This is a genomic window from Bdellovibrio sp. ZFWA1 (assembly GCF_056175665.1).
This window is the reverse complement of record NZ_JBJKJH010000001.1, coordinates 1,773,107-1,792,730: the sequence shown is the minus strand read 5'-3', so window position 1 is coordinate 1,792,730 and position 19,624 is coordinate 1,773,107. Positions and strand designations below refer to the sequence as shown.

The window sequence follows — 19,624 nt, the reverse complement described above, 5'->3', positions numbered from 1 at the left end:
GCCAATTTTTACAAAACTAAAGCAAGCTAAAGACCGCCGACTCGCTGCGTGATAAAAGGGGGTATGAAAATCTCACTTTTCTTATTCATTTTAGGCACTTTGCCCCTTATGTCAGCCTGCCATAAAAGCCTAGAAAACAGGGACGAATCTGCGCTTCAAACCTCAGCGGAAAAACAAAATATTATTTATGAACAAGATTCGCGCATTTCGCCCAAAAAGGCCGAACCCCGCATTCAAGATTGGTCTCGCTCGACCGTTGCGCTGGTCGAAGGCTGGAAACTTCAAGCCCCACGGGCCTTAAAAGACACAATGATTTTGTGCTCGGGCGAGCAGTTCCTAGAAGAATCCGTTCTGTCGTTTTGCTCTGGAAGCTTAGTGGGACCTCGCCATGTTTTAACGGCCGGCCATTGCATCAAAGATCTCAAGTCCTGCCAAGAGACACTATTTGTGTTTGATTACCACCAAAGCAACTTCAAGCCCAATGAGCTTCCTCAGTACCGATGCAAAAAAATTCTGGCGCGGGAAGAAGGTTCTTACCAGCATGGAGACTTCGCCATCATCGAGCTGGATCAAGATGTTAGGGATCGCAAACCATTAACGATGTCTGGCGCTTGGCCTGAGATCGGGACGACTCTTATCAGTTTAAGCCATCCCTGGGGCCTTCCACTAAAAGTAGATCAAGGCCCTTTCACTGGCGAAATATCTGGAGCCTATTTTCGCGCCAAAGTAGACACTTTCGCAGGAAGCTCGGGATCTCCCATTTTGCATCCTGAATCCGGAGAAATTCTAGGAATTCTTTCGCGAGGTTCAGATGATATTGACGAAGACGAGCTGTACTATGCACGGCTTGAAAACCGCTGTGTCAACATCAACCGCTGCAAAGACAACAACTATGGCTGCCGCGGAGAACTTTTTTACTCTTTAGCAAATAAACGCGCAGAGTTTTTAAGTTTGATCAACTCAAAATAAATTCTTCACCGGCAGCGGGAATTTCACAATCCCAGCCAAGTTCGTTTGTCACACGGTAATACAGGGCTCGAACGGATGACTCTTCGCCATGCACAAGAAAAACGCGTTCGGGCTTTTTAACAAAGCCCTTCATCCATCGAACCAATTCATCGCTATCAGCGTGGGCCGACAAACTATCAATAGTAAAAATCTCTGCATTCACTTCAACGTTTAAATGGTGAATTCTTATAGTACGTAAACCATTTTTTAAAAGACGCCCTTTAGTGCCTTCGCCTTGGTAGCCGACAAAAAGAACCCCACTATTTTCGTCAGGCAATTTTGTACGCAGATGATGCAATACCCGTCCTCCCTGCAACATCCCAGAGGCGGAGATTACAATTTTAGGTTCGGTGCTCATGCAAAGTAACATCGACTCATCGCTTGAGGCTGTGGCATTGAAATTACGCGTACTAAGACTTTGCTCAAGTTCGTCATTTTGACAGCATAGTTTTAACTCGTCGGTATAAGACGCGTAAATTTTTGTCACCGTTTGTGCCATCGGACTATCGACATAAACTGGCACGTCGGGTATTTTGCCTTGGGTCTCGAGTTTATAAATTTCATACAACAGCTCTTGTGTACGGCCAACAGCAAAAGCTGGGATTACCAAAGTACCACCGCGATTAAACACCTTGGTTATAATCTCGGCCAATTGATCAGGATTAAAAAGAGGCAGATTGCGATCCCCATATGTCGACTCGCAAACCAACCAATCAGTTTGAGTCAATGCATCCGGATCTTTGATGACCTGGCTGCGTCCTCCGCCCACGTCTCCACTGAAAGTAACAATCTTAGGACCCTTTTCAGTCATGAAACTCATTTGAATAAAAGTCGATCCCAATATATGACCCGAACGAATCAAACGAAAACTTAGATCTGGCGCAAGCTGTATCCATTGATTTAGCTCAACGGGATATAGAAGCTCGATAGCCGCTTTGGCGTCTTCTTCTTCATACAAAGGCAGCGCAGGATCGTGACTGGAATGCTTACTGTCATTGGCAAACTTCGCATCTTCTTCTTGAAGTTTAGCAGCATCCATCAATAGAATTTTTGTAAGTTCCGCTGTTGCCTTCGAACAATAGACCCTTTTTTTAAACCCATCCTTTACAATTTTTGGTAAATATCCAGAGTGATCGATATGAGCATGCGTTAACAATACACAATCTAGTTCTTTGATCCCTTCTAATGTATTCCAGTTAAGCTCACGAAGCTCTTTAGGTCCTTGAAACAAACCACAATCGACCAGACCCTTGAAACCATGATAATCGAAATGAATTTTACTGCCCGTGACCGTTTGAGTTGCTCCAATGAACTTTAACTTCAACATTATTATCCCTATCCCAACTATCTAACGATATTTCCATCGTGAAGTTGTATTTTAATTTGTGCGAGATCAGCAAAATCAGGATCATGGGTCACATAGATCACAGTCGATTTTTGCTCGCGACTGATTTTTTTAAAAATTTCCATAACCACGTCACCATTTGCAGAATCAAGGTTGCCAGTTGGTTCATCCGCAAATAAATAACGAGGATTCATAACTAACGCCCTGGCAATCGCCACTCGCTGTTGCTCGCCTCCAGAAAGCTCTTTAGGCAACCGATCCAACTTATCTGCTAGTCCAAACTGAGCAAGAAGTTCCTCCGCTCGAGGCCGACGCAAAGAAACCTCTTTCGCCTTCATAGCTGGAAGTAATACATTTTCAATAGCCGTCAGTTCAGGCAATAAAAAATGAAATTGAAAAACAAAGCCCATCTCTTTATTGCGAAATCGATGCAGCTCTGCTGAGTTCATTTCAGAAAGACTGCGTCCGTCAAAGAACACTTCGCCGGCTGACGGCTCGTCCAATGTACTCATGGAGTAAAGTAAAGTAGACTTACCCGAACCTGATTTCCCTGTTATAGATACAAATGCACCGTCAGGAATTTGGAAGTCAATTCCGTGCAATATTTCAATTGGCGGAGTGCCGAAGGATTTTTTCAGATTTTTCACCTCGATCATATCATTCTCCGCTTCTTACAATATCGATCGGACGCAGTTTCCCCGCCTCACGAGCTGGAAGCCAACTGGATATCACGGCCGCTCCTACCGCCATCGAAAAACCAAAAATATAAATTTGCGGAGAAAAATTAATGCGAATTCCATCGACCATGCCTCCAATTTTTAAAGTTGTTAAATAGAGACTCATAAGAAGACCCAAAATCATTCCGACAACGCCCCCCATAACACCAATAATAAATCCTTGAATCATAAATAGATTTACTATGTCATTCCCATCAAATCCCATAGAGCGCAAAATCCCAATGTCTTTGCGCTTTTGATTAACCAGAATATTTAAAATATTATAGATTCCAAATGCCGCGACTACCAAGATAGCGATAGTTACAAAATAACGGGTGAAATCTTGAATACTAAAGACACTCAAAATATTGGCGTTTGCTTGGTCCCAGCTTAAGACTTTTTCATTAGTTAGCCCCTGATATTGCTGGGCGAATGACGGCGAGTCATTGACATCTACTAAACGGATTGCAATATCCGAGATCTCGCTGGGCCGCTTGATTGCTGTCTGCACATCTTGAATGTTCGCAAAAGCATAGGCATCATCCAAAGTTGTAATACCTAACTTAAAAATCCCCGATACTTTAAAAGGCACAGCCTCGTACATTCCGGAAGAGATCAAAATATTATCTCCCATCTTAGCACCCAAGCGATTCAATAGACCTATCCCAACAACGACTCGATTGCCCCCAACACTCAGACTTTTATAATCGCCTTCCAATATATATTTTTCGATATTGGTAACGCGAGACTGGGCCTCGGCCTGCACCCCCTGCAGACGACCGGCCTGAGAAGCCCCCCCTTTGGTAAATATCACCTGAGCTCCGATTTGCGGAGCATAAGCGAGTACGCGGGGATCACTATCAAGACGCGCATACCAACCTAATGGATACTCAAGCTTCGATGACTCTTGTCTTCCCGCAGGAGCCGACACCCATTGTACTATATGATTAGCTGGAAACATCCATGCGCGTAGTTCATCTCCATTAACCATCTTATCTTTAGCCGAAATCTTTACATGGGCATCGTTATTCACAAGTTGATCAATAATAAAGCCTTGAAACCCAGTCATCAGCGCTGCAAACGAAATAAACGCGGCTGTTCCCAGGCCTACACCCATCAAGGTCAAAATGCTTTGCTTCTTTCTAGCAAAAATATGCCGAAGTGCTAAAAACAACATATCAATCCTTCAAAATTAAAGAGTCACCCTCTTTAATTTGCCCAGACACTTCTTCACCTAATTCGTTATCCATAATGCCTAGCTGAACCGAAACTTTTTCTGTATGAGCTCCAAGCTTCCGCACCACCTGAGAGTTATGCACCGCCCGAAGAGGCAACAGCACGACTCCTGTTTTCTGTGCTACCTCGATAGCAACGTCAGCTGTCATTCCTGGAAGAATTTCAGCGGGCAATCCTTCTACAATCAAACGAGCTACGAACTGTCCGTTGGCAGGATACAAAGAATCAATCTTTCCTTTAAATACGGTCTGTCTAAGATTCTCGAAACTAATTCGAGCCGTCATATTCTTCTTTACGCGAAGGGCTCCTTGCTGATCCAATTTAGCTTCTAAATACAAATCTTTTAAGTTTTGCACGGTAACTACCGGCTGATCCGTGAAAGCATTTTCTCCAGCTTTGTACGGAAGAAGCGTGACGGTTCCATCAAAAGGACTAGCGACACTTATGCCGTCATCAAAAGACAAAAGCTTTTGATTCTTTTGTACAGTATCACCCTCGGTCACAAAAATGCGTGTGATCGTTTTCGGAACTCCAACTTTAAAAGAAAATTTTTGCTTGGCCACAACAGTCCCTAGACCATAAATGGCCTCGGTGATATCACCTTTTTTTACTTTAACTACACGATTGCCATCTTCTTTTTTTAAAATTGAATAAACTCCGCCAATAGCGACAACTAGCGATACGGCTGCAACCCCAGCCCAGATCTTCTTCATCGGTGATCCTTTCAACAAGAGAGATTATCTCACCATATTATTGAATGAAGAAATATGACGGCCGTCACGTTAAAAAACCAGCTTATGCAGCTGGTTTTTTCATAAATTTTGATTTCGGAAATGGCAGATTGTTATCAATGATCTCTTCCATAAAACTAGGAAGATTTCCGGTGGGCTCTAATTGCCCGACCAGAGTCCCGTCAGGTCTTCGAACCAAACGGCTTAAATTAAAAATAGGAACTACATTATAAGATCCATCAGCATTAAAACCTATAACTTCACTTATAGCACCAATCCGACGTGAACCATCACCATACCGTGAAATCTGCACAATTATATCGATGGCCGAAGCAACTTGTTGACGCAAGGCTTTTTCTGAAATTTTTGAATCCCCGCCTTGAGCCAAAGCTTCAAGTCGAACTATCGCATCTTCCGGTGTATTCGCATGCACCGTGCCCATACAACCTTTGTGGCCGGTATTCATAGCGTTCAATAACTCTAGAGCCTCGCCCGATCGCACTTCCCCCACAATAATTCGGTCTGGTCTTAATCGTAGCGCACTCTTAACAAGATCCTTGATTGTTACTTCACCTTTACCCTGAGCATCGGCCATACGAGTTTCGAACATAACAAGATGCTCGTACTCGACCTGAAGTTCAGAAGAGTCTTCGATGATAAGGACACGCTGGCCTTTAGGAATTCGAGAACAAAGCAAAGATAATAATGTGGTTTTACCGGAACCAGTTCCGCCACTGACGATAACGTTCTTGCCGAGGAACATACAAATATCCAGAAATCGAGCCCCATCTTCCGAGATGGTCCCGAGTCTAATATAATCCGCAAAGCTAATTTTGGTGTTGGTAAATTTACGAATACTCAGTGTCGTTCCCTTGCGCGAACAAGGCGGAATCACTGCAGCAACCCTAGAACCATCAGGCAAACGAGCATCAAGACGTGGATTTTCATCATCGATTCTTCGCCCCACACTTTGAGCAATCGAATTTACTGCCGCCCTTAACGAGTCTTCCGAGTCGAAGGCATCCGGGGTCTTTTCTAGTTTGCCCTTGCGCTCGACGAAAATCTCTTTCGGTCCATTAACCAAGATTTCAGACACTCCAGCATCTTCAAGATACTTCAAAACAGGCCCAAGGCTGTTTCGAATGGCATCCTTAAAAACATTGGATTGATCTGACATTTTAGTCTCCTAGCGCACCGAAGCTGGCTTACGATTTCCCGCTTCTGAGGTAATAACTAAGCGCCCTTGAAAAGCAGTCTCAGGACATTGAAATGAAAAAACGCCGTCCATTTTTGGATTCACGTAAAACATTTTTGTTTGGCCAAAGATCGTATTATGATGCTCTGAAAAAGCATCTAAAATAAACGAGGCATTTTTTTGTTTCGAATTCACGTTAACAATAGTCACTTTGTAAGAAGCACCCTTGCGAAGCCGAACCGTATCGGGAACAAAACCTGATTCAGTATTTAAAATAATGATATCTTGCATTGGTTCGGCAACTTCCAGGGCCGACCCGATAATATCAATAGACTTTGTTTCATTTACGCTTGCCGGAAGCCGTGACTGATTTTCCACTCGATCAAAATCGACCTGACGTCGACTTAAATCAATCTCCCAAGCCAAAGCTTGAGACGATAATAGAATGCTAAACGCAACTATTTTAGTGCAAGTTAGAGCGGTCTTGAAATTCACAGAATTCACGAGCAACCTCCATCGCAATGTAATGGACCGAGCGAGTATCCATCATTCCCAATTTTTGAACTAGCAAGTTCTTGTCTCCGCGGCACTGGTTGATTTCAGTAAATGCAACCTGGAGCATTTGCGGATTTTGCATCATCTCTTTAGTGATCGCTTGCCAATCCATTTTCAAAACTGGGTCGATAGCACCAATAGTGTAAAGAGCATCAAATACTGCTTGTAAGTTCCCTTGAAGAAACATGGAATCCTCCTGATTCATGCTGTTTAACCTTGGATGTCCTATCGGAGTTTGCACGTAAAACTTGAGTCATTATGAGAAAATAAGATGTAAATTTTTACAAAAAACACGGGCTTCTAAGCTAAAGACCTGCCTTTTTCGAAAGGGATAGGGTAAGTTTTGCCCATTAATTTCATCAACCGAAGGAGTCCCGAAATGAAAGCGTCATTACTTTGTCTTGCCCTACTTTTAACTAGCCCGTGCACTTATGCAGGCAAAATGAAAGCGATCTGGGAAATGACTAATGAATCAGTTCTGGAAGAGCTTGGGTTCGATGAAAGTCTGGTTGATATCTCTGGTCACAGATTTCTCACTTCTGAGAATAAAGACGCTTTAGTCATCGAGACTCTTGTTACAGGCTACGATGCTGACATTCAGTATCGCTGCCTTACCACTTTCATTAAGAGCGCAGATTTTTACTCTGTCCAACAAACGACTTGTTCTAAAAATTAATATTCTCGCAGAGGAATTTTAAGAATAGACTTATAAGACAAGGAAGTTTTATGGGTCCGTTTAAGTTTACTTTCGCTCTTCTATTAGTTTCATTGGTAGTACGTTACTCCAACGCGGACTCAAGCCCTAGACCGGCATGGATAGAAGCCCTTATGGCTTCTGACCTACCAAACATCACCAAGCCCCAATTTGCCTGTGAAAAGCAAAAGTCAATCGTAGCTAAAATTGATCAAGAAATTGAACTTTCTCCATGCATCAAAATTGACCAGATTACTATTGGGAAAGTTAAGTCTGAAGTTTTAAATCTTTCCGACAGTGAGCTCAGCAAGGTTCAAGCTGTTAATATATCAGGTGTTGAAAGACGAACTTCAGGACGCACGGCTTGAGGAGCCTGTACATTACATACCGCGCGACAAAGGGAGCCAACATTAATAACTGTGGAAACAAGACGGTTCCCACCTTCGGCAAAAGTCATCGGATTTGTTAAATCCAACTGCCCTGACTGGCCTTTAATATAATAAAGATTATCAGAATGATTACCAAAAGAACTAGCTCGGGCATTACTCGCACGCGATCTCGATAGCCGTAAGCATTTCGAGCATTGTAATTGATATTAGATGTTACGTTTATAAAGGGTTTGAACTCTCGTAATCCTGAGCGATTCTTACACTGAAAACGCGTCTCTGCACAGGCAGCAACTACGTTCTTCGTACGATCAGCTGACAAGCGTCCGTTTAGATAACCGCCTTGGATTACTTCGGTTGCCGCCATCGTAATCTCAAAGGCGGCAACACCTTTATCCGCAAACACCGTATTATTATAAGGGGATATAAAAAAGAGCAAATACCTTCCGAACGCCGCCCGCTTCATTTTTAGTTGTCAACAAAACGGCTCGAGCCTTGTTAATCACGTCCGTCGTTACCCCAGGTGAATACTGCTCTGACTGACTGGATTTAATAAGATTCGAATTTTGTTTAACCATGTAGCCAATCACTAGGGCCGTAGTTGCCACAATACCCGAGGCCACAATAACTTCTACCAGCGATATACCTTTTTTATTTTTAATCATAATTCGTCCCAAAACCATTTCTGAAAAATGTTATTAAAAATGCTTCTTCTAATTAGTTATCACCGTCACCGTCACCATCTGAAGAAGCTGGCTCGGGTCTTGGACGGACTGTAACGGTTGTAGTTGTTGTTGTAACAGTAGATAGAATCGTCTCTTGAGGTGAAGACACTTCAAAAGACGCAAGACTAGTACCTAATCTTTTTGGCTCGATCATAGAGAGCGTTTCATTTTTTGAGTATGTTGCCTCATTGTAGGGATTATATTTTTTCAAGAAATTTGGATCCAAAATCAATGCTGGATCAAAGCGCGATGGATAGATCTCGAAAGATTCACTTGAAAGCCGCTTGAAACTACTTACAACGCTGACCGAAGTAGAAGAAGACGTCGTTGTTGTAGTCGAACCAACACCTCCAGTCGATTCAACCGAAACGTTGTTGTTCACCACTTGAGTCTGAGTCACGCGTTGAGGCGAATAACATTTGCGGCTTACCTCAACATCTAGCTTTTCTCCGGGCATGAAAACTTCAGCTGTACCTAGAACCTCAATGCCCGCCTTTTCATCTGGCTTACCTGGATAGACATCATGGTTGTATGTAGTTTTTCGTTCGTATTTTAATCTGTAAATCGCCCCCGGACCCAAGTTTGCCACTCGAACGCCGATTGTTGTATCGGCACCCTCAGGTGGAGCCTCCAAAGGACCGCGACACTCTGGATTCGGCGTCCCAATGGGCCGACGGATGGCACCACTTTTTGTTATTTTTCTAATTTCACTTTCACTGATTTTTAAATCAGTCGAGGCAGACATAAATACAACAAACCGATCGTCATCGGAAAGTTCATTCCAGATAGGAATGTTTCCTACTAAGGCACGAAAGGCGTCATCCTTAGACCAATCAACCAAAGAAAAAGTAAGATTGGTTGTGTAAACACGCTGTTCTTCATTGTTAGTGATTTCTAGTACTAAGTTATCATCTTTATAATCAAGGTCTGTGATTCCATACTTGGACATATCAATACGGGGATTGTGAAATTCACCACCCCAACGACAGTGTCTAGTTTTTGATAAATCATCCCAGCCTTGTTCGCGACATAATACACATATAGCGGACACGAACATTAACAAACCGAACCTTTTTAGACTCGGTTTGAAACACATACTAATACTTTGATCGAGAAACTTTACTTTGTCTCTGCGGCTTTAGTTGTGTCTCCAGTTGAGACAGCATCTAATAATTTCTTTGCAAGTTTTGATGGCGATTCTTTTTCTTCCATCGACCGCAGCTTTCTTTCCGCAATTGATTCTTTCGTTAGTTCAATATTGGCGTCTTGAATTTGCTTAGCAAGACTCCGCTCAAAACCGTCAGAATTATAGTAAGGCTTCATTTCTATAAGTAGATTTTCAAGAAAGATCTGATAAGTCACTTGAACGACGGGCTTAAACGCTTTGGGATTTTTAAGTGCGTTAATAGCTTCGCTTGTTAACTGAGTCAGAGACTCCTCCCAAGCGTCCTCAGTATCCAATGCCGATCTTAAAGGACTGATAACTTTATCAATCATCCCATCACGATTCGGCCTAGAGAAAATGGCCTGAAGCGCTTCACGTAGAGGCACAACTTTACCATCCGAGGACTTCTTACTTTCCTTGACCTTTTGAATGACGATCTCATTCATTTGGTCCAAGTCCTTAATTGTCAATTGAGAGTAATTATATAAGAGACCCGCATACGAAGGGGCGCCCACCAACCCAAAAGTAACTAATACAGCAAAAGACATGATCTGTGTTTTCATGAACCCATTGTATAATGGTGCGAAAAGACTTCAAGGCCAGTTAAAATATTATGTCAAACAAGTTAACACACTTTGTCTCGCCTTTGGTCTAAGCGACTGTTTCCCTTCACTCTTTCTATAATTTCTGTAAGAATTTAGGAGTTCGTTTTTAAGTAAGATAAAAATCATTTATGGAGGCTCCATTGAAAACATTAAAAGTTTTAGGTCTTGGTGTTTTGACCATCGCTTTGGCAAACTGTGCACCATCTGCAAAACAACTAAAAGAAGCTATTGAAAAAGATCCAAGCATCGTATTTGTGGCAATTGAAAAAGATCCAGAAAAGTTTATCGAAGTAGTCAACAAGGCTGCTCAAAATGCTCAAATGAAAGCACAAGAAAAAGCTGTTGAAGAAGAATCAAAAAAACGTGACGACGAATTCAAAAATCCTTTGAAAGCAGAAGTTGAAGAAGGCCGCATTATCTTTGGCAACAAAGACGCAAAAGTTACGATTATTGAATATTCTGACTTCGAGTGCCCGTACTGCTCTAAAGGTCATGCAACAATCAAAGAAGTTATGAAAGAATACGGCAATGATGTTCGCGTCGTTTTCAAACACTTGCCACTTGATTTCCACCCAAATGCATTACCAGCTGCAAAGTACTTTGAAGCTGTCGGCATGCAAGGTGGCGACAAAGCCCTTAAATTCCATGATATCGTATTTGAAAATCAAGGGGAACTTCGTTCTAAAAAAGAAGCCTTCTTGAAGGAAGCGGCAAAAAAAGCTGGCGCAGACATGAAGAAACTTGAAGCAGACCTTAAGAGCGAATCAATTATGGCTCGCATTGAAAAGGATATGGCTGAAGCTAAGAAGTTCGACTTCTCGGGAACGCCTGGTTTCTTAATCAATGGTGTTTCCCTTCGTGGTGCATACCCATTCACAGAGTTCAAAGCGATCATCGATCGTCACCTAGGCAAAAACTAATTTTGCTTTTCAAAAAGCTCCCGAAAGGGAGCTTTTTTTATTTCTAATCTTCGCCGACCCTGCTAGCGTAATTTTATGTCTACACGAACACCTCTTTTTATATGGCTTCTTTCGCAAGGCCTGTGCCTGGTGTTAAGTATTCTTTTGATCAAGTTGTTCATGCTGCAAGATCCTTATTGGCTACTATTCTTCCATTGTCTTTTAGGCGCAATCACCACACTCTATGTTTTAAAACTTCCTCGATGGTGGGCCCTGATTTCGATTCTCGTCCCCTTGATGTTCGTCGTCTTCAATACCAGCATTTCACTGCCGGGCTGGTTGTACTTCTTTCTTTTTGCAATGATTGCGCTCTTCTTTTCTCATGCTATATTTGAAAGGGTGCCTCTTTACCTAAGCAATTCAACCACTCACCGCGCCTTGATTGATTATGCTCTTAAGCATCAATTAAAAAATGCGATAGACCTGGGATGCGGCTTTGGGGGCGTTGTGCGAGCTCTAGATAAAAATGGAATCCGAGCCGTTGGAGTTGAAGGTGCACCAATGACTTGGATTGTTGCGCGAATACTGTCGAACTTATTTAAGACCGGGCAAATTAAGCGCGGCAATATCTGGGACTACCCACTAGAACAAATAGACTTAGTCTATACGTTTTTGTCGCCTGTGCCGATGGCACGCATTTATAAAAAGGCAAAGTCAGAGTTAAAAAGTGGAGCTGTGTTGATCTCGAACAGCTTTCCGGTTCCCGACGTAAAGCCAACAGAAATTTTGATGCTTTCAGACAGTCGCAAAACAACTTTGTATATCTATAAAATTTAAGAAATAACAAAAAAGGAACTACATATGAAACTAATTAACGGCATCTTGAGTATCTTAATTGGAATCAGCTTCCAAACAGCCAAAGCGAATCTAGGCAAAACTTACGAATACAAAGACGGCGAAACAACTCTTGAGGGATATTTTGCCGAGCCTAAAAACAAATCTGCCAAGAAGGTTCCAGGAATTCTTGTGATCCATCAATGGAAGGGTTTAGGAGAATATGAAAAAAGCCGCGCTGATATGCTAGCCCAAGAAGGCTATGTCGCAATGGCCGCAGATATTTACGGCAAAGGAATTCGTCCAAATACATTTGAAGCTGCAGGCAAAGAAGCCGGAACCTACAAAGGAAATCGTTCTTTATACCGCCAAAGACTTTTAGCAGCTTACAATGAACTCAAAAAAAATCCCCGTGTAGATGGTTCCAAAATTATTGTGATGGGATATTGCTTCGGTGGTACTGGCGCACTTGAACTTGCAAGATCTGGCGTGGCTCTCGCAGGAACTGCCAGCTTCCATGGAGCCCTAGAAAATCCACAGCCTCAGGATGCTAAGAACATCAAGGGCAGCGTCGTTGTCTATCACGGCGCCATCGACCCCTACGTTCCGCAAAAAGAAGTCGATGCCTTTTTAAAAGAAATGAATGAGGCAAAAGTAGACTACCAGTTTGTTTCTTTTGCCAATGCCGTTCACTCTTTCACCGAAAAAGCAGCTGGCAACGACAACTCTAAAGGTGCCGCTTACAATGAGCTTGCGGACAAAAGATCATGGGCTGACTTCCTTAGATTTGCACGTGAAGTAACAAAATAGCTATTTCTTAAAGCCCCACGGGCAATGCCGACAACCAGATTGGCAGCAGTGCCCTCTTTTTAAGTGATAGTAAGAAGTAAATACCAAATAGCCCGTAAGAGGATCTATGTAATGATCCTCTTTTTTTTCACAGGCTTTTCTATGCAGCTCTTCTGAACTATCAGGGCTTGGGCTGGACATCGATTTATTTGTTTTTTGCCCGGTCACCGATCAACTCCTGACTCACGCTTTCTAGCTGCTCAATTTGCTTAAGCACGATATTAACCGCCATTTGCCAAAATTCCGGTTTTTCGATGTCTTCATTAAAATGCTTTTTAATTAGATCTTCAGCCGTCATAGAGCCGGTATCTCGAAGTACGGAAACATATTTATCGAAAAACTGAACCCCAAGTTGGTCCTTCTTCGAATAGATTGCCAAACTAAATAAATAGCCAAAGGTGTAAGGGAAATTATAAAAACTTATCCCGGCCATATGAAAGTGCAGTTTATGCGCCCAAAACATCGAGTCATATTTCGACAAACTACGACCATACCATTTAGCCCAAGCTTGTTCAGTCAGTTGGCGAAGCTCATCTGCTGATTGCTCGCGCACGAGTCGCTGTTCATAAAAGCTTTTTTCAAAATCAAAGCGCGCAGGTATATTTAATAGAAATGACGAAGCTGATTCTGCGGCAATCCAAGCAAACTCTAATTTTTCTTCCTGATTTTTAGCATGCTTAAGTAAATAATTCTGAACAACGGTCTCGGCAAAGACACTGGCCGTTTCAGCCAAAGTCATCGGATAGCCACAAAGCTCTCGAGGCATATCTCGCATTGACCAACTATGAAAGGCATGCCCAAGCTCATGGGCTAAGGTCATTAAGTCCTTATTGCTGCCCCGGAAGCTCATGAAAACTCGTGGCGTTCTAGACTTCGCAAATCCCGTACAATACGCACCATTTCGTTTATTGGGCAGCATTCGTCCTTCGATCCAATTTTTCTCTTTCATCATTTTAGCAAATTCAGCCATCTTTGATGATACTTCCGAAAAGGCCGCTATCACAATATCCATGGCCTCATCAAAAGACTTAAGATTTCCATCAACCGAGGGCGCAACACCAGAATCTGTAGCCAAAGGACACTCTGCCAATAAATCCCAAGGAGCAAGTTCTGACTTACCCATAACCCGAGCCATTGCAAAATTTGCTTTTTGGATTTTTTCCTTATTTGCTTCGCAAACCTGAATCATAGAATTCAATGTAGCTTGAGATATTCTTCCACCAAAAAGTGCTTCATCAAGAAAGTGAACAGGCTTTGAATGTGATCTTTTTTTATTCAGCTCATGTCGCCAATCCGCTAAGTTATTAAGAATGGCCGCCGCACTTTCTTCTTGGGCTCGCCAGGATTCTTGAATGGCCTCCCAAGCTAAGCGGCGGGTTTCGTCTTTATCGCTGCGCAAATAGGAATGGGCAACTGAAAGGCCAACAACTTCCGTTCCTGCTGGCCAGCGAATGTGACATTTCATATTGCCCGAAATCGAATTGTAAAGTCTGCCCCATGAATCGTGGCCAGCTCTTTCCAAAGCCACTAGTAAATTTTCTTCAGACTCGGATAACGCAAAGCCACTCTGCATCCTATTTCGCTCGATAGCAAATCGCTGAGTCGCAACATCGGGATGAGACAAGATTGCCTCGATATTTTCCACCGTCGTCTTCATTAAATACAAATTTACAGCCGTTGAAGCCGCCTCGAGCCGCGAATAAAGACTACTCATTTCGGATTGCGTTGTCTTTGCCTCGACATCTTTAACATCGACGCTGAGTCGGCAATTTAAATAAGTCCAAAGGTTATAGGCAATTACCGAAACTTCTTTCCGCTTCAAAAGAAATTTTTGTAGAGCTTCTACTTCTTGAAATGCTCCAGTCTTTAAAATAGCAGATATTTGTTCGGCAGTTTTTTCTAGTTGCATAACTCCAGCCTTAAACAGCTCAACATCTTGTTTAAACGACAGAGCTCCAACGCCCTCGTACTCTGTGTCTAAATTCCATGCTGGATTTACTGAACTATCTAACAATGCCATACAAACCTTCCATCTTTTCTTGTTGCCTATTTAAGCAAAAACCTTAACGATATTACCATGAAAAAAACTCTTTTTTTATTCACTGTCATCTTATTGACTGGTTGCGCCCAACTTCACCACGTACAGTTAGGTGAAATTCAATCAAGCTCAAGCTACATTCAAAAACCATTTGAAATTAAAATTAGCGAGGTCGGTGTAAATCTTGGCGAAATCAAGGATATTGCCAATGCAACAGCCGGTGGGAAAACCAAAGATCAGGCCAACGATATTGCCGACGCTATTGCGATGTTTCAGATGGGCCCCAGAACAGGAAATCCCGTTTATGTTAAAGACTATGCTAAAAATTTAATTCAACTTATTTACGAAAAATGTCCATCAGGCAAAGTAACAGGCCTGGTATCTATTCGTGAAACTAGAAAGTATCCAGTCATTTCTGGCGAAATCGTTAAAGTCACTGGCTATTGCTTAATTCCAAAAGGAGCTTAATATGAAATCATTTTTTAAATCCATCCTCACTTTATCTTTATTAAGCGTGCTTTTCATTGGCTGCGCTTCTGTCAATAGTGTGTCGATCACACCGATTCCTAAAGAGAGAAGCAACAAAGTCAGAGCCGAAGTCAGCAAAATAATTATCTTAGGTTTTAACTTTGATAATGATTTTATCGATGCTTTAGTTCCAAAGCTTCAACAACAGTGCCCGAACGGAAAAGTAACAGGTCTTTTAACTAAAGACGAAGTGATCAGCTACTTTTTAGTTTTTAAAAAGCAAGTTACAGCGACTGGCTATTGCGTGACAAATGCAAGTGCCACGAACTCAACAGGCAAAAGATCTACAGCCTCTTCTGACGAGGAGAACTAAAAATGAAGTTTTGGATTTTATTTATTTTGGGGATTACGCTTTCAGGCTGCACTCACAGCTTGCACGTATCTCATGTCAGTGATTTTTCTCCGACCTATAAGGCTTATTCGCAGGGACAATTGATTAAAGCTCGAGCCGAGCAATTTACAATTATGGGCTTCGTAACCGAGACAACTTATATTGAGCAGGCCTACAACAATCTGCAGGCCAACTGCAAAGATGGACAAATACAAGGCATCACGTCTCAGTACTCCACTAGTCACGGTTTTTTTTCATGGACCAACGTTCTTGAACTTCAAGGACTCTGCATTAAAAACTAAGCTTAAATCTTAAGGGGTAAAGTTATTTCTGACAAACTTGCCCCTCGTACACTTAAATCCACCACCAAAACAGTTACGACCACTCCCTTAGCTTTTGCTTCCTTTAGTAAAGCCGCGTAATCCGGATCGATATCCGCGGCAGCTTCGAAGGACGTACAGTCGTCTCGCTGAACTGTAAAAACAATTTCTGCCGTATGCCCGGCATCGATCAGCCCCATCAACTCGCGCAGATGCTTTTGTCCTCGCTCGGTCACCGCATCTGGAAATTGAGCTGTACGCTGACCATTCTTTTCCACAGCCAGAGTCACATTTTTAACTTCAATAAAATGCTTGCGACTCCCACCTGGTTCATAATCTAAGGCAAAATCAAATCGAGTCTCTTTTGAAATTTTATACTCGGGCTTAAAGTCTGCAAAACCTTGCCATGCTTTAAAACCTCGTTTTTCGACAATCGCCGATTGAAGAGCCTCTTTCACAACTGCATTGGGTACCGAAGTATTAACCCCCACCCATGCCCCAGATGGCGCCTGAATCATCTCGAGGCTGAACTTTAATTTCCGCTCGGGATTTGAGGATGGGCTCACTTTACATTTCTGACCAGGATTATTAACAGATTTTAAAGATCCCGTGTTTGCAACGTGAGCCACCACGGTCTCCCCATTGAGCTCTACATCTGCAAAAAAACGTTTATATCGTTTTTGAAAAACTCCCTCTTGTAGTTTAGAACTCCACTCCATAAAACTCCCTTTTCTTTAGAATGCTTGATTAATGACAGAGCCCATAAATAATGTCGATTTCAGACATGGCCGCTTTGCATCAATTAGTGCAAAAGCTTAAGCACCGGAATAGAAAGATTCGTCACCAAAGGACTTTATTTAAATGGCTGAAAACTCAACCAAAAAACCAACGCTTCCAAAACCTGAATGGCTTAAAGTTCGGGCTCCCGTTGGTGAAAACTACGAGCGCATAAAAAGCATGATGGGTGGCCTTAAATTGGCTACCGTCTGCCAAGAAGCTCGTTGCCCAAATATCGGTGAGTGCTGGTCCGGCGGTACAGCCACCATTATGATCATGGGAGACACCTGCACACGTGGCTGCCGCTTCTGCAATGTAAAAACAGGAAATCCAAAAGGGAAACTAGATCCATTCGAGCCCGAGAATGTGGCCCATTCAATTTCTGAAATGGGTCTTGAGTATGTCGTTATCACAACTGTTGACCGTGACGACTTGCCCGATCAAGGGGCCGAGCATTTTTCAAGAACAGTTCGTGCGGTCAAAAAACTGTCGCCCAATTTATTAGTCGAAATCCTGGCCGGAGACTTTCGCGGAGATAAAGATCTGATCTTTCAGCTAACTGATGCCGGACCTGACGTCTACGCCCATAACATCGAAACCGTCGAACGACTTTCACCGAAAGTTCGCGACCCCAGAGCCAACTACCGCCAGTCTTTAGACGTTCTGAAAAGCGTCAAAGAGCGTGATCCATCTCGCTACACCAAGTCATCGATTATGTTGGGCCTAGGGGAAACCGACGAAGAGGTTCTTCAATCGTTAAAAGACTTGCGCGCTGTAGGTTGTGATGTCGTCACTTTTGGACAATACTTACAGCCTACGCCTCGGCATTTGAAAGTCATCGAATACATCACTCCTGAAAAGTTTCAAGAGTGGAAAAAAATCGCCGAAGATTTAGGATTCTTATATGTGGCTTCGGGTCCCCTGGTTCGAAGCTCATATCGTGCCGGAGAATTCTTTATGAAGGCGATGATCGAAAAGCGCCGGCAAGAAAATGAAATAAAACTAAAAGAAATTATTAAATAAAAATGAGCTCTCGCATTTTAATGAGTCGAGTAAAGGAGCAAAAGAAATGGCAACAGACGTTAAACTTCCTGAACTAGGTGAAGGCGTAACTGAAGGTGAATTAGTTAAATGGCTTGTGAAGCCAGGTGATTCTGTAAAAGCAGATCAGCCTGTTGCTGAATTCATGACTGACAAAGCGACTGTTGAAGTTCCGTCTCCTGTTGCTGGCACAGTAAAAGAACTTAAATTCAAAGTTGGCGACACTATCAAAGTCGAAACGACAATTTTAATCCTTGAAGGTGGAGCTTCGGCTTCAGCGGCAGCTCCGAAAGCAGCGGCTGTGGCGACGACTTCTGCGCCAGTACCAGCGGCAGTACCCGCGGCAGTCGGCGGCGGAAAAGCGACTGAAGTCAAACTTCCTGAACTTGGTGAAGGCGTCACTGAAGGCGAGCTAGTTAAATGGTTGGTCAAAGTTGGCGATTCTGTAAAAGCAGATCAGCCAGTTGCAGAATTCATGACGGATAAAGCAACCGTTGAGGTTCCGACTCCAATCGCGGGAGTTGTTAAAGAACTCAAAAAGAAAACTGGCGATATGGTCAAAGTAGAAACTGCAATCCTAGTTCTTGAATCTTCGAGCGGCGCCAGCACTGCCGCGTCCACAACTCCTGCAGCGACATCTGCTACAGTGGCGCCTCATGCTGCACCGGCCGCAAAAGCCGCACCAGCCGCTGTTACAACCTCTGGAAATATTTTCCCGCCAGTTGCAGACTCTCGCGTTTTAGCAACTCCAGCAACTCGCCGCCTAGCTCGCGAAATGGGCGTAGATATCAACTCTATCTCTGGTTCTGGCCTTGCCGGACGTGTCACTCGCGATGATGTGATGAACACAACTGGAGGATCTACTTCTGTTGCGAAATCAGCTCCTGCAGCGGGCACATCCATGTCAATTCCTAAACCAGCCTACCAAGGACCTACTGGAGCAATTGAAGAGCGCGTGGCACTAGTTGGAATCCGTAAAAAAATTGCGGAAAACATGCAAAAATCTAAGGCCATCATTCCACACTTCACATTGATGGACGAAGCAAACGTGACAGAAATGGTTAAACTTCGCGAGTCACTTAAAGATTTCGCAGAAAAGAATGGCACAAAGATCACTTATCTTCCAATTGTGATGAAAGCCATGATCGCTACGATTCGCGAATTCCCAATGTTTAATGCTTCGATTGACGATGCCGCCGGTGAAATTGTTTATAAGAAGTACTTCAACCTGGGCTTCGCGGCAGATACTCCAAATGGACTTGTAGTTCCTGTGATTAAAAATGCTGATCAAAAAAGCATCCTAGAGCTTTCAAAAGAAATCCTAGATCTTTCGAAGCGCGCTCGTGATGGCAAACTTAAGCCAGACGAAATGAAGGGCGCTTGCATTACTATTACAAACATCGGCTCTATCGGTGGAACCTATGCCACTCCTGTGATCAATCACCCAGAAGTCGCGATCCTTGGTATGTATAAAATTGATGAAAAGCCAGTGATCAAAAACGGTCAGCTATCTTCAATCAAAGTCATGAACTACACGATCACTGCGGACCACCGCCTTATCGATGGTGCCGTTGCTGCTCGCTTCTTAAGATCGTTCATGGATCGCATTGAAAACCCAGGTCGTTTGATGATGGAGATGATGTAAT

General features: G+C 43.0%; 25 protein-coding genes. 11 read left to right on the top strand and 14 right to left on the bottom strand.

All coding sequences use genetic code 11. From position 1 onward, the window contains the following. Positions 1-63: 63 nt before the first annotated feature. A complete protein-coding gene (locus AC04MN_RS08760; protein ID WP_475382811.1) occupies positions 64-969 on the top strand; it encodes a trypsin-like serine peptidase in 906 nt (301 codons plus the stop codon). Here the strand turns inward: AC04MN_RS08760 and AC04MN_RS08755 are convergent. The 7 genes from AC04MN_RS08755 to AC04MN_RS08725 all read right to left on the bottom strand — a co-directional run bounded on the left by AC04MN_RS08755 (position 956) and on the right by AC04MN_RS08725 (position 6,973). Continuing rightward, the gene (locus AC04MN_RS08755; protein WP_475382810.1) at positions 956-2,335 is read right to left on the bottom strand and encodes an MBL fold metallo-hydrolase RNA specificity domain-containing protein; all 1,380 of its coding nucleotides are present in this window, start codon (positions 2,333-2,335) and stop codon (positions 956-958) included. The genes AC04MN_RS08760 and AC04MN_RS08755 overlap by 14 nt on opposite strands. A 17-nt stretch (positions 2,336-2,352) precedes the next feature. Continuing rightward, positions 2,353-3,009: an ABC transporter ATP-binding protein gene (locus AC04MN_RS08750; RefSeq protein WP_475382809.1), complete on the bottom strand. Its 657-nt coding sequence runs from the start codon at positions 3,007-3,009 to the stop codon at positions 2,353-2,355. Position 3,010: 1 nt separating this feature from the next. Beyond that, complete coding sequence (locus tag AC04MN_RS08745) at positions 3,011-4,246, bottom strand: ABC transporter permease (RefSeq protein ID WP_475382808.1); 1,236 nt, start codon at positions 4,244-4,246, stop codon at positions 3,011-3,013. Between the two features lies 1 nt (position 4,247). After that, the gene (locus AC04MN_RS08740; RefSeq protein ID WP_475382807.1) at positions 4,248-5,018 is read right to left on the bottom strand and encodes an efflux RND transporter periplasmic adaptor subunit; all 771 of its coding nucleotides are present in this window, start codon (positions 5,016-5,018) and stop codon (positions 4,248-4,250) included. An 82-nt stretch (positions 5,019-5,100) separates the two neighbouring features. Further along, positions 5,101-6,213, bottom strand: a complete 1,113-nt coding sequence (locus AC04MN_RS08735) for a CpaF family protein (RefSeq protein ID WP_475382806.1) — start codon at positions 6,211-6,213, stop codon at positions 5,101-5,103. Positions 6,214-6,222: 9 nt separating this feature from the next. Beyond that, positions 6,223-6,735, bottom strand: a complete 513-nt coding sequence (locus AC04MN_RS08730) for a cupredoxin domain-containing protein (protein ID WP_475382805.1) — start codon at positions 6,733-6,735, stop codon at positions 6,223-6,225. Then, entirely contained in the window at positions 6,695-6,973 is a 279-nt protein-coding gene (locus AC04MN_RS08725) for a cytochrome (RefSeq protein ID WP_475382804.1), read from the bottom strand. Before AC04MN_RS08725 ends, AC04MN_RS08730 begins: the two co-directional genes overlap by 41 nt. Before the next feature lie 192 nt (positions 6,974-7,165). Here AC04MN_RS08725 and AC04MN_RS08720 point away from each other — a divergent pair, with 192 nt between their 5' ends. Together AC04MN_RS08720 and AC04MN_RS08715 are read left to right on the top strand one after the other, a co-directional pair. Continuing rightward, positions 7,166-7,462, top strand: a complete 297-nt coding sequence (locus AC04MN_RS08720) for a hypothetical protein (RefSeq protein WP_475382803.1) — start codon at positions 7,166-7,168, stop codon at positions 7,460-7,462. A gap of 50 nt (positions 7,463-7,512) precedes the next feature. Beyond that, complete coding sequence (locus tag AC04MN_RS08715) at positions 7,513-7,848, top strand: hypothetical protein (RefSeq protein WP_475382802.1); 336 nt, start codon at positions 7,513-7,515, stop codon at positions 7,846-7,848. Between the two features lie 97 nt (positions 7,849-7,945). On the opposite strand, the gene AC04MN_RS08710 is transcribed toward AC04MN_RS08715, so the two are convergent. The 4 genes from AC04MN_RS08710 to AC04MN_RS08695 all read right to left on the bottom strand — a co-directional run bounded on the left by AC04MN_RS08710 (position 7,946) and on the right by AC04MN_RS08695 (position 10,319). Then, entirely contained in the window at positions 7,946-8,272 is a 327-nt protein-coding gene (locus tag AC04MN_RS08710) for a hypothetical protein (protein WP_475382801.1), read from the bottom strand. A gap of 7 nt (positions 8,273-8,279) precedes the next feature. Then, the gene (locus AC04MN_RS08705) at positions 8,280-8,531 is read right to left on the bottom strand and encodes a hypothetical protein (RefSeq protein WP_475382800.1); all 252 of its coding nucleotides are present in this window, start codon (positions 8,529-8,531) and stop codon (positions 8,280-8,282) included. A 52-nt stretch (positions 8,532-8,583) separates the two neighbouring features. Beyond that, entirely contained in the window at positions 8,584-9,540 is a 957-nt protein-coding gene (locus tag AC04MN_RS08700) for a hypothetical protein (RefSeq protein ID WP_475382799.1), read from the bottom strand. A 170-nt stretch (positions 9,541-9,710) separates the two neighbouring features. Beyond that, positions 9,711-10,319, bottom strand: coding sequence for a hypothetical protein (locus tag AC04MN_RS08695; RefSeq protein WP_475382798.1), 609 nt, complete (start codon positions 10,317-10,319; stop codon positions 9,711-9,713). Between the two features lie 182 nt (positions 10,320-10,501). Between AC04MN_RS08695 and AC04MN_RS08690 the strand changes: the two genes are divergently transcribed. The 3 genes from AC04MN_RS08690 to AC04MN_RS08680 all read left to right on the top strand — a co-directional run bounded on the left by AC04MN_RS08690 (position 10,502) and on the right by AC04MN_RS08680 (position 12,904). Then, positions 10,502-11,281, top strand: coding sequence for a DsbA family protein (locus AC04MN_RS08690; RefSeq protein ID WP_475382797.1), 780 nt, complete (start codon positions 10,502-10,504; stop codon positions 11,279-11,281). A 75-nt stretch (positions 11,282-11,356) separates the two neighbouring features. Next, positions 11,357-12,097: a class I SAM-dependent methyltransferase gene (locus AC04MN_RS08685; RefSeq protein ID WP_475382796.1), complete on the top strand. Its 741-nt coding sequence runs from the start codon at positions 11,357-11,359 to the stop codon at positions 12,095-12,097. Positions 12,098-12,121: 24 nt separating this feature from the next. Next, the gene (locus tag AC04MN_RS08680) at positions 12,122-12,904 is read left to right on the top strand and encodes a dienelactone hydrolase family protein (RefSeq protein ID WP_475382795.1); all 783 of its coding nucleotides are present in this window, start codon (positions 12,122-12,124) and stop codon (positions 12,902-12,904) included. Here AC04MN_RS08680 and AC04MN_RS08675 read toward each other — a convergent pair whose 3' ends face one another. Continuing rightward, positions 12,905-13,084 (bottom strand): DUF5522 domain-containing protein, encoded by a 180-nt coding sequence (locus tag AC04MN_RS08675; protein WP_475382794.1) that lies wholly within the window; start codon positions 13,082-13,084, stop codon positions 12,905-12,907. It abuts the gene before it with no gap. A 4-nt stretch (positions 13,085-13,088) separates the two neighbouring features. Further along, positions 13,089-14,963 (bottom strand): M3 family oligoendopeptidase, encoded by a 1,875-nt coding sequence (locus tag AC04MN_RS08670; protein WP_475382793.1) that lies wholly within the window; start codon positions 14,961-14,963, stop codon positions 13,089-13,091. A gap of 57 nt (positions 14,964-15,020) precedes the next feature. Here AC04MN_RS08670 and AC04MN_RS08665 point away from each other — a divergent pair, with 57 nt between their 5' ends. Genes AC04MN_RS08665 through AC04MN_RS08655 form a run of 3 tightly spaced genes read left to right on the top strand, consistent with a single transcriptional unit; the run spans position 15,021 to position 16,142 of the window. Then, positions 15,021-15,449 carry a hypothetical protein gene (locus tag AC04MN_RS08665; protein WP_475382792.1) on the top strand — a complete coding sequence of 143 codons (429 nt, stop codon included), beginning with the start codon at positions 15,021-15,023 and terminating at the stop codon, positions 15,447-15,449. Position 15,450: 1 nt separating this feature from the next. Continuing rightward, entirely contained in the window at positions 15,451-15,822 is a 372-nt protein-coding gene (locus AC04MN_RS08660; RefSeq protein WP_475382791.1) for a hypothetical protein, read from the top strand. A 2-nt stretch (positions 15,823-15,824) separates the two neighbouring features. Then, a complete protein-coding gene (locus AC04MN_RS08655) occupies positions 15,825-16,142 on the top strand; it encodes a hypothetical protein (RefSeq protein ID WP_475382790.1) in 318 nt (105 codons plus the stop codon). Between the two features lie 2 nt (positions 16,143-16,144). On the opposite strand, the gene sfsA is transcribed toward AC04MN_RS08655, so the two are convergent. Then, positions 16,145-16,879: a DNA/RNA nuclease SfsA gene (gene sfsA, locus AC04MN_RS08650; RefSeq protein ID WP_475382789.1), complete on the bottom strand. Its 735-nt coding sequence runs from the start codon at positions 16,877-16,879 to the stop codon at positions 16,145-16,147. 142 nt (positions 16,880-17,021) lie between these two features. Here sfsA and lipA point away from each other — a divergent pair, with 142 nt between their 5' ends. Beyond that, positions 17,022-17,960 (top strand): lipoyl synthase, encoded by a 939-nt coding sequence (lipA, locus tag AC04MN_RS08645; protein WP_475382788.1) that lies wholly within the window; start codon positions 17,022-17,024, stop codon positions 17,958-17,960. A 46-nt stretch (positions 17,961-18,006) separates the two neighbouring features. Then, positions 18,007-19,623, top strand: coding sequence for a dihydrolipoyllysine-residue acetyltransferase (locus tag AC04MN_RS08640; protein WP_475382787.1), 1,617 nt, complete (start codon positions 18,007-18,009; stop codon positions 19,621-19,623). Position 19,624: the final 1 nt, after the last annotated feature.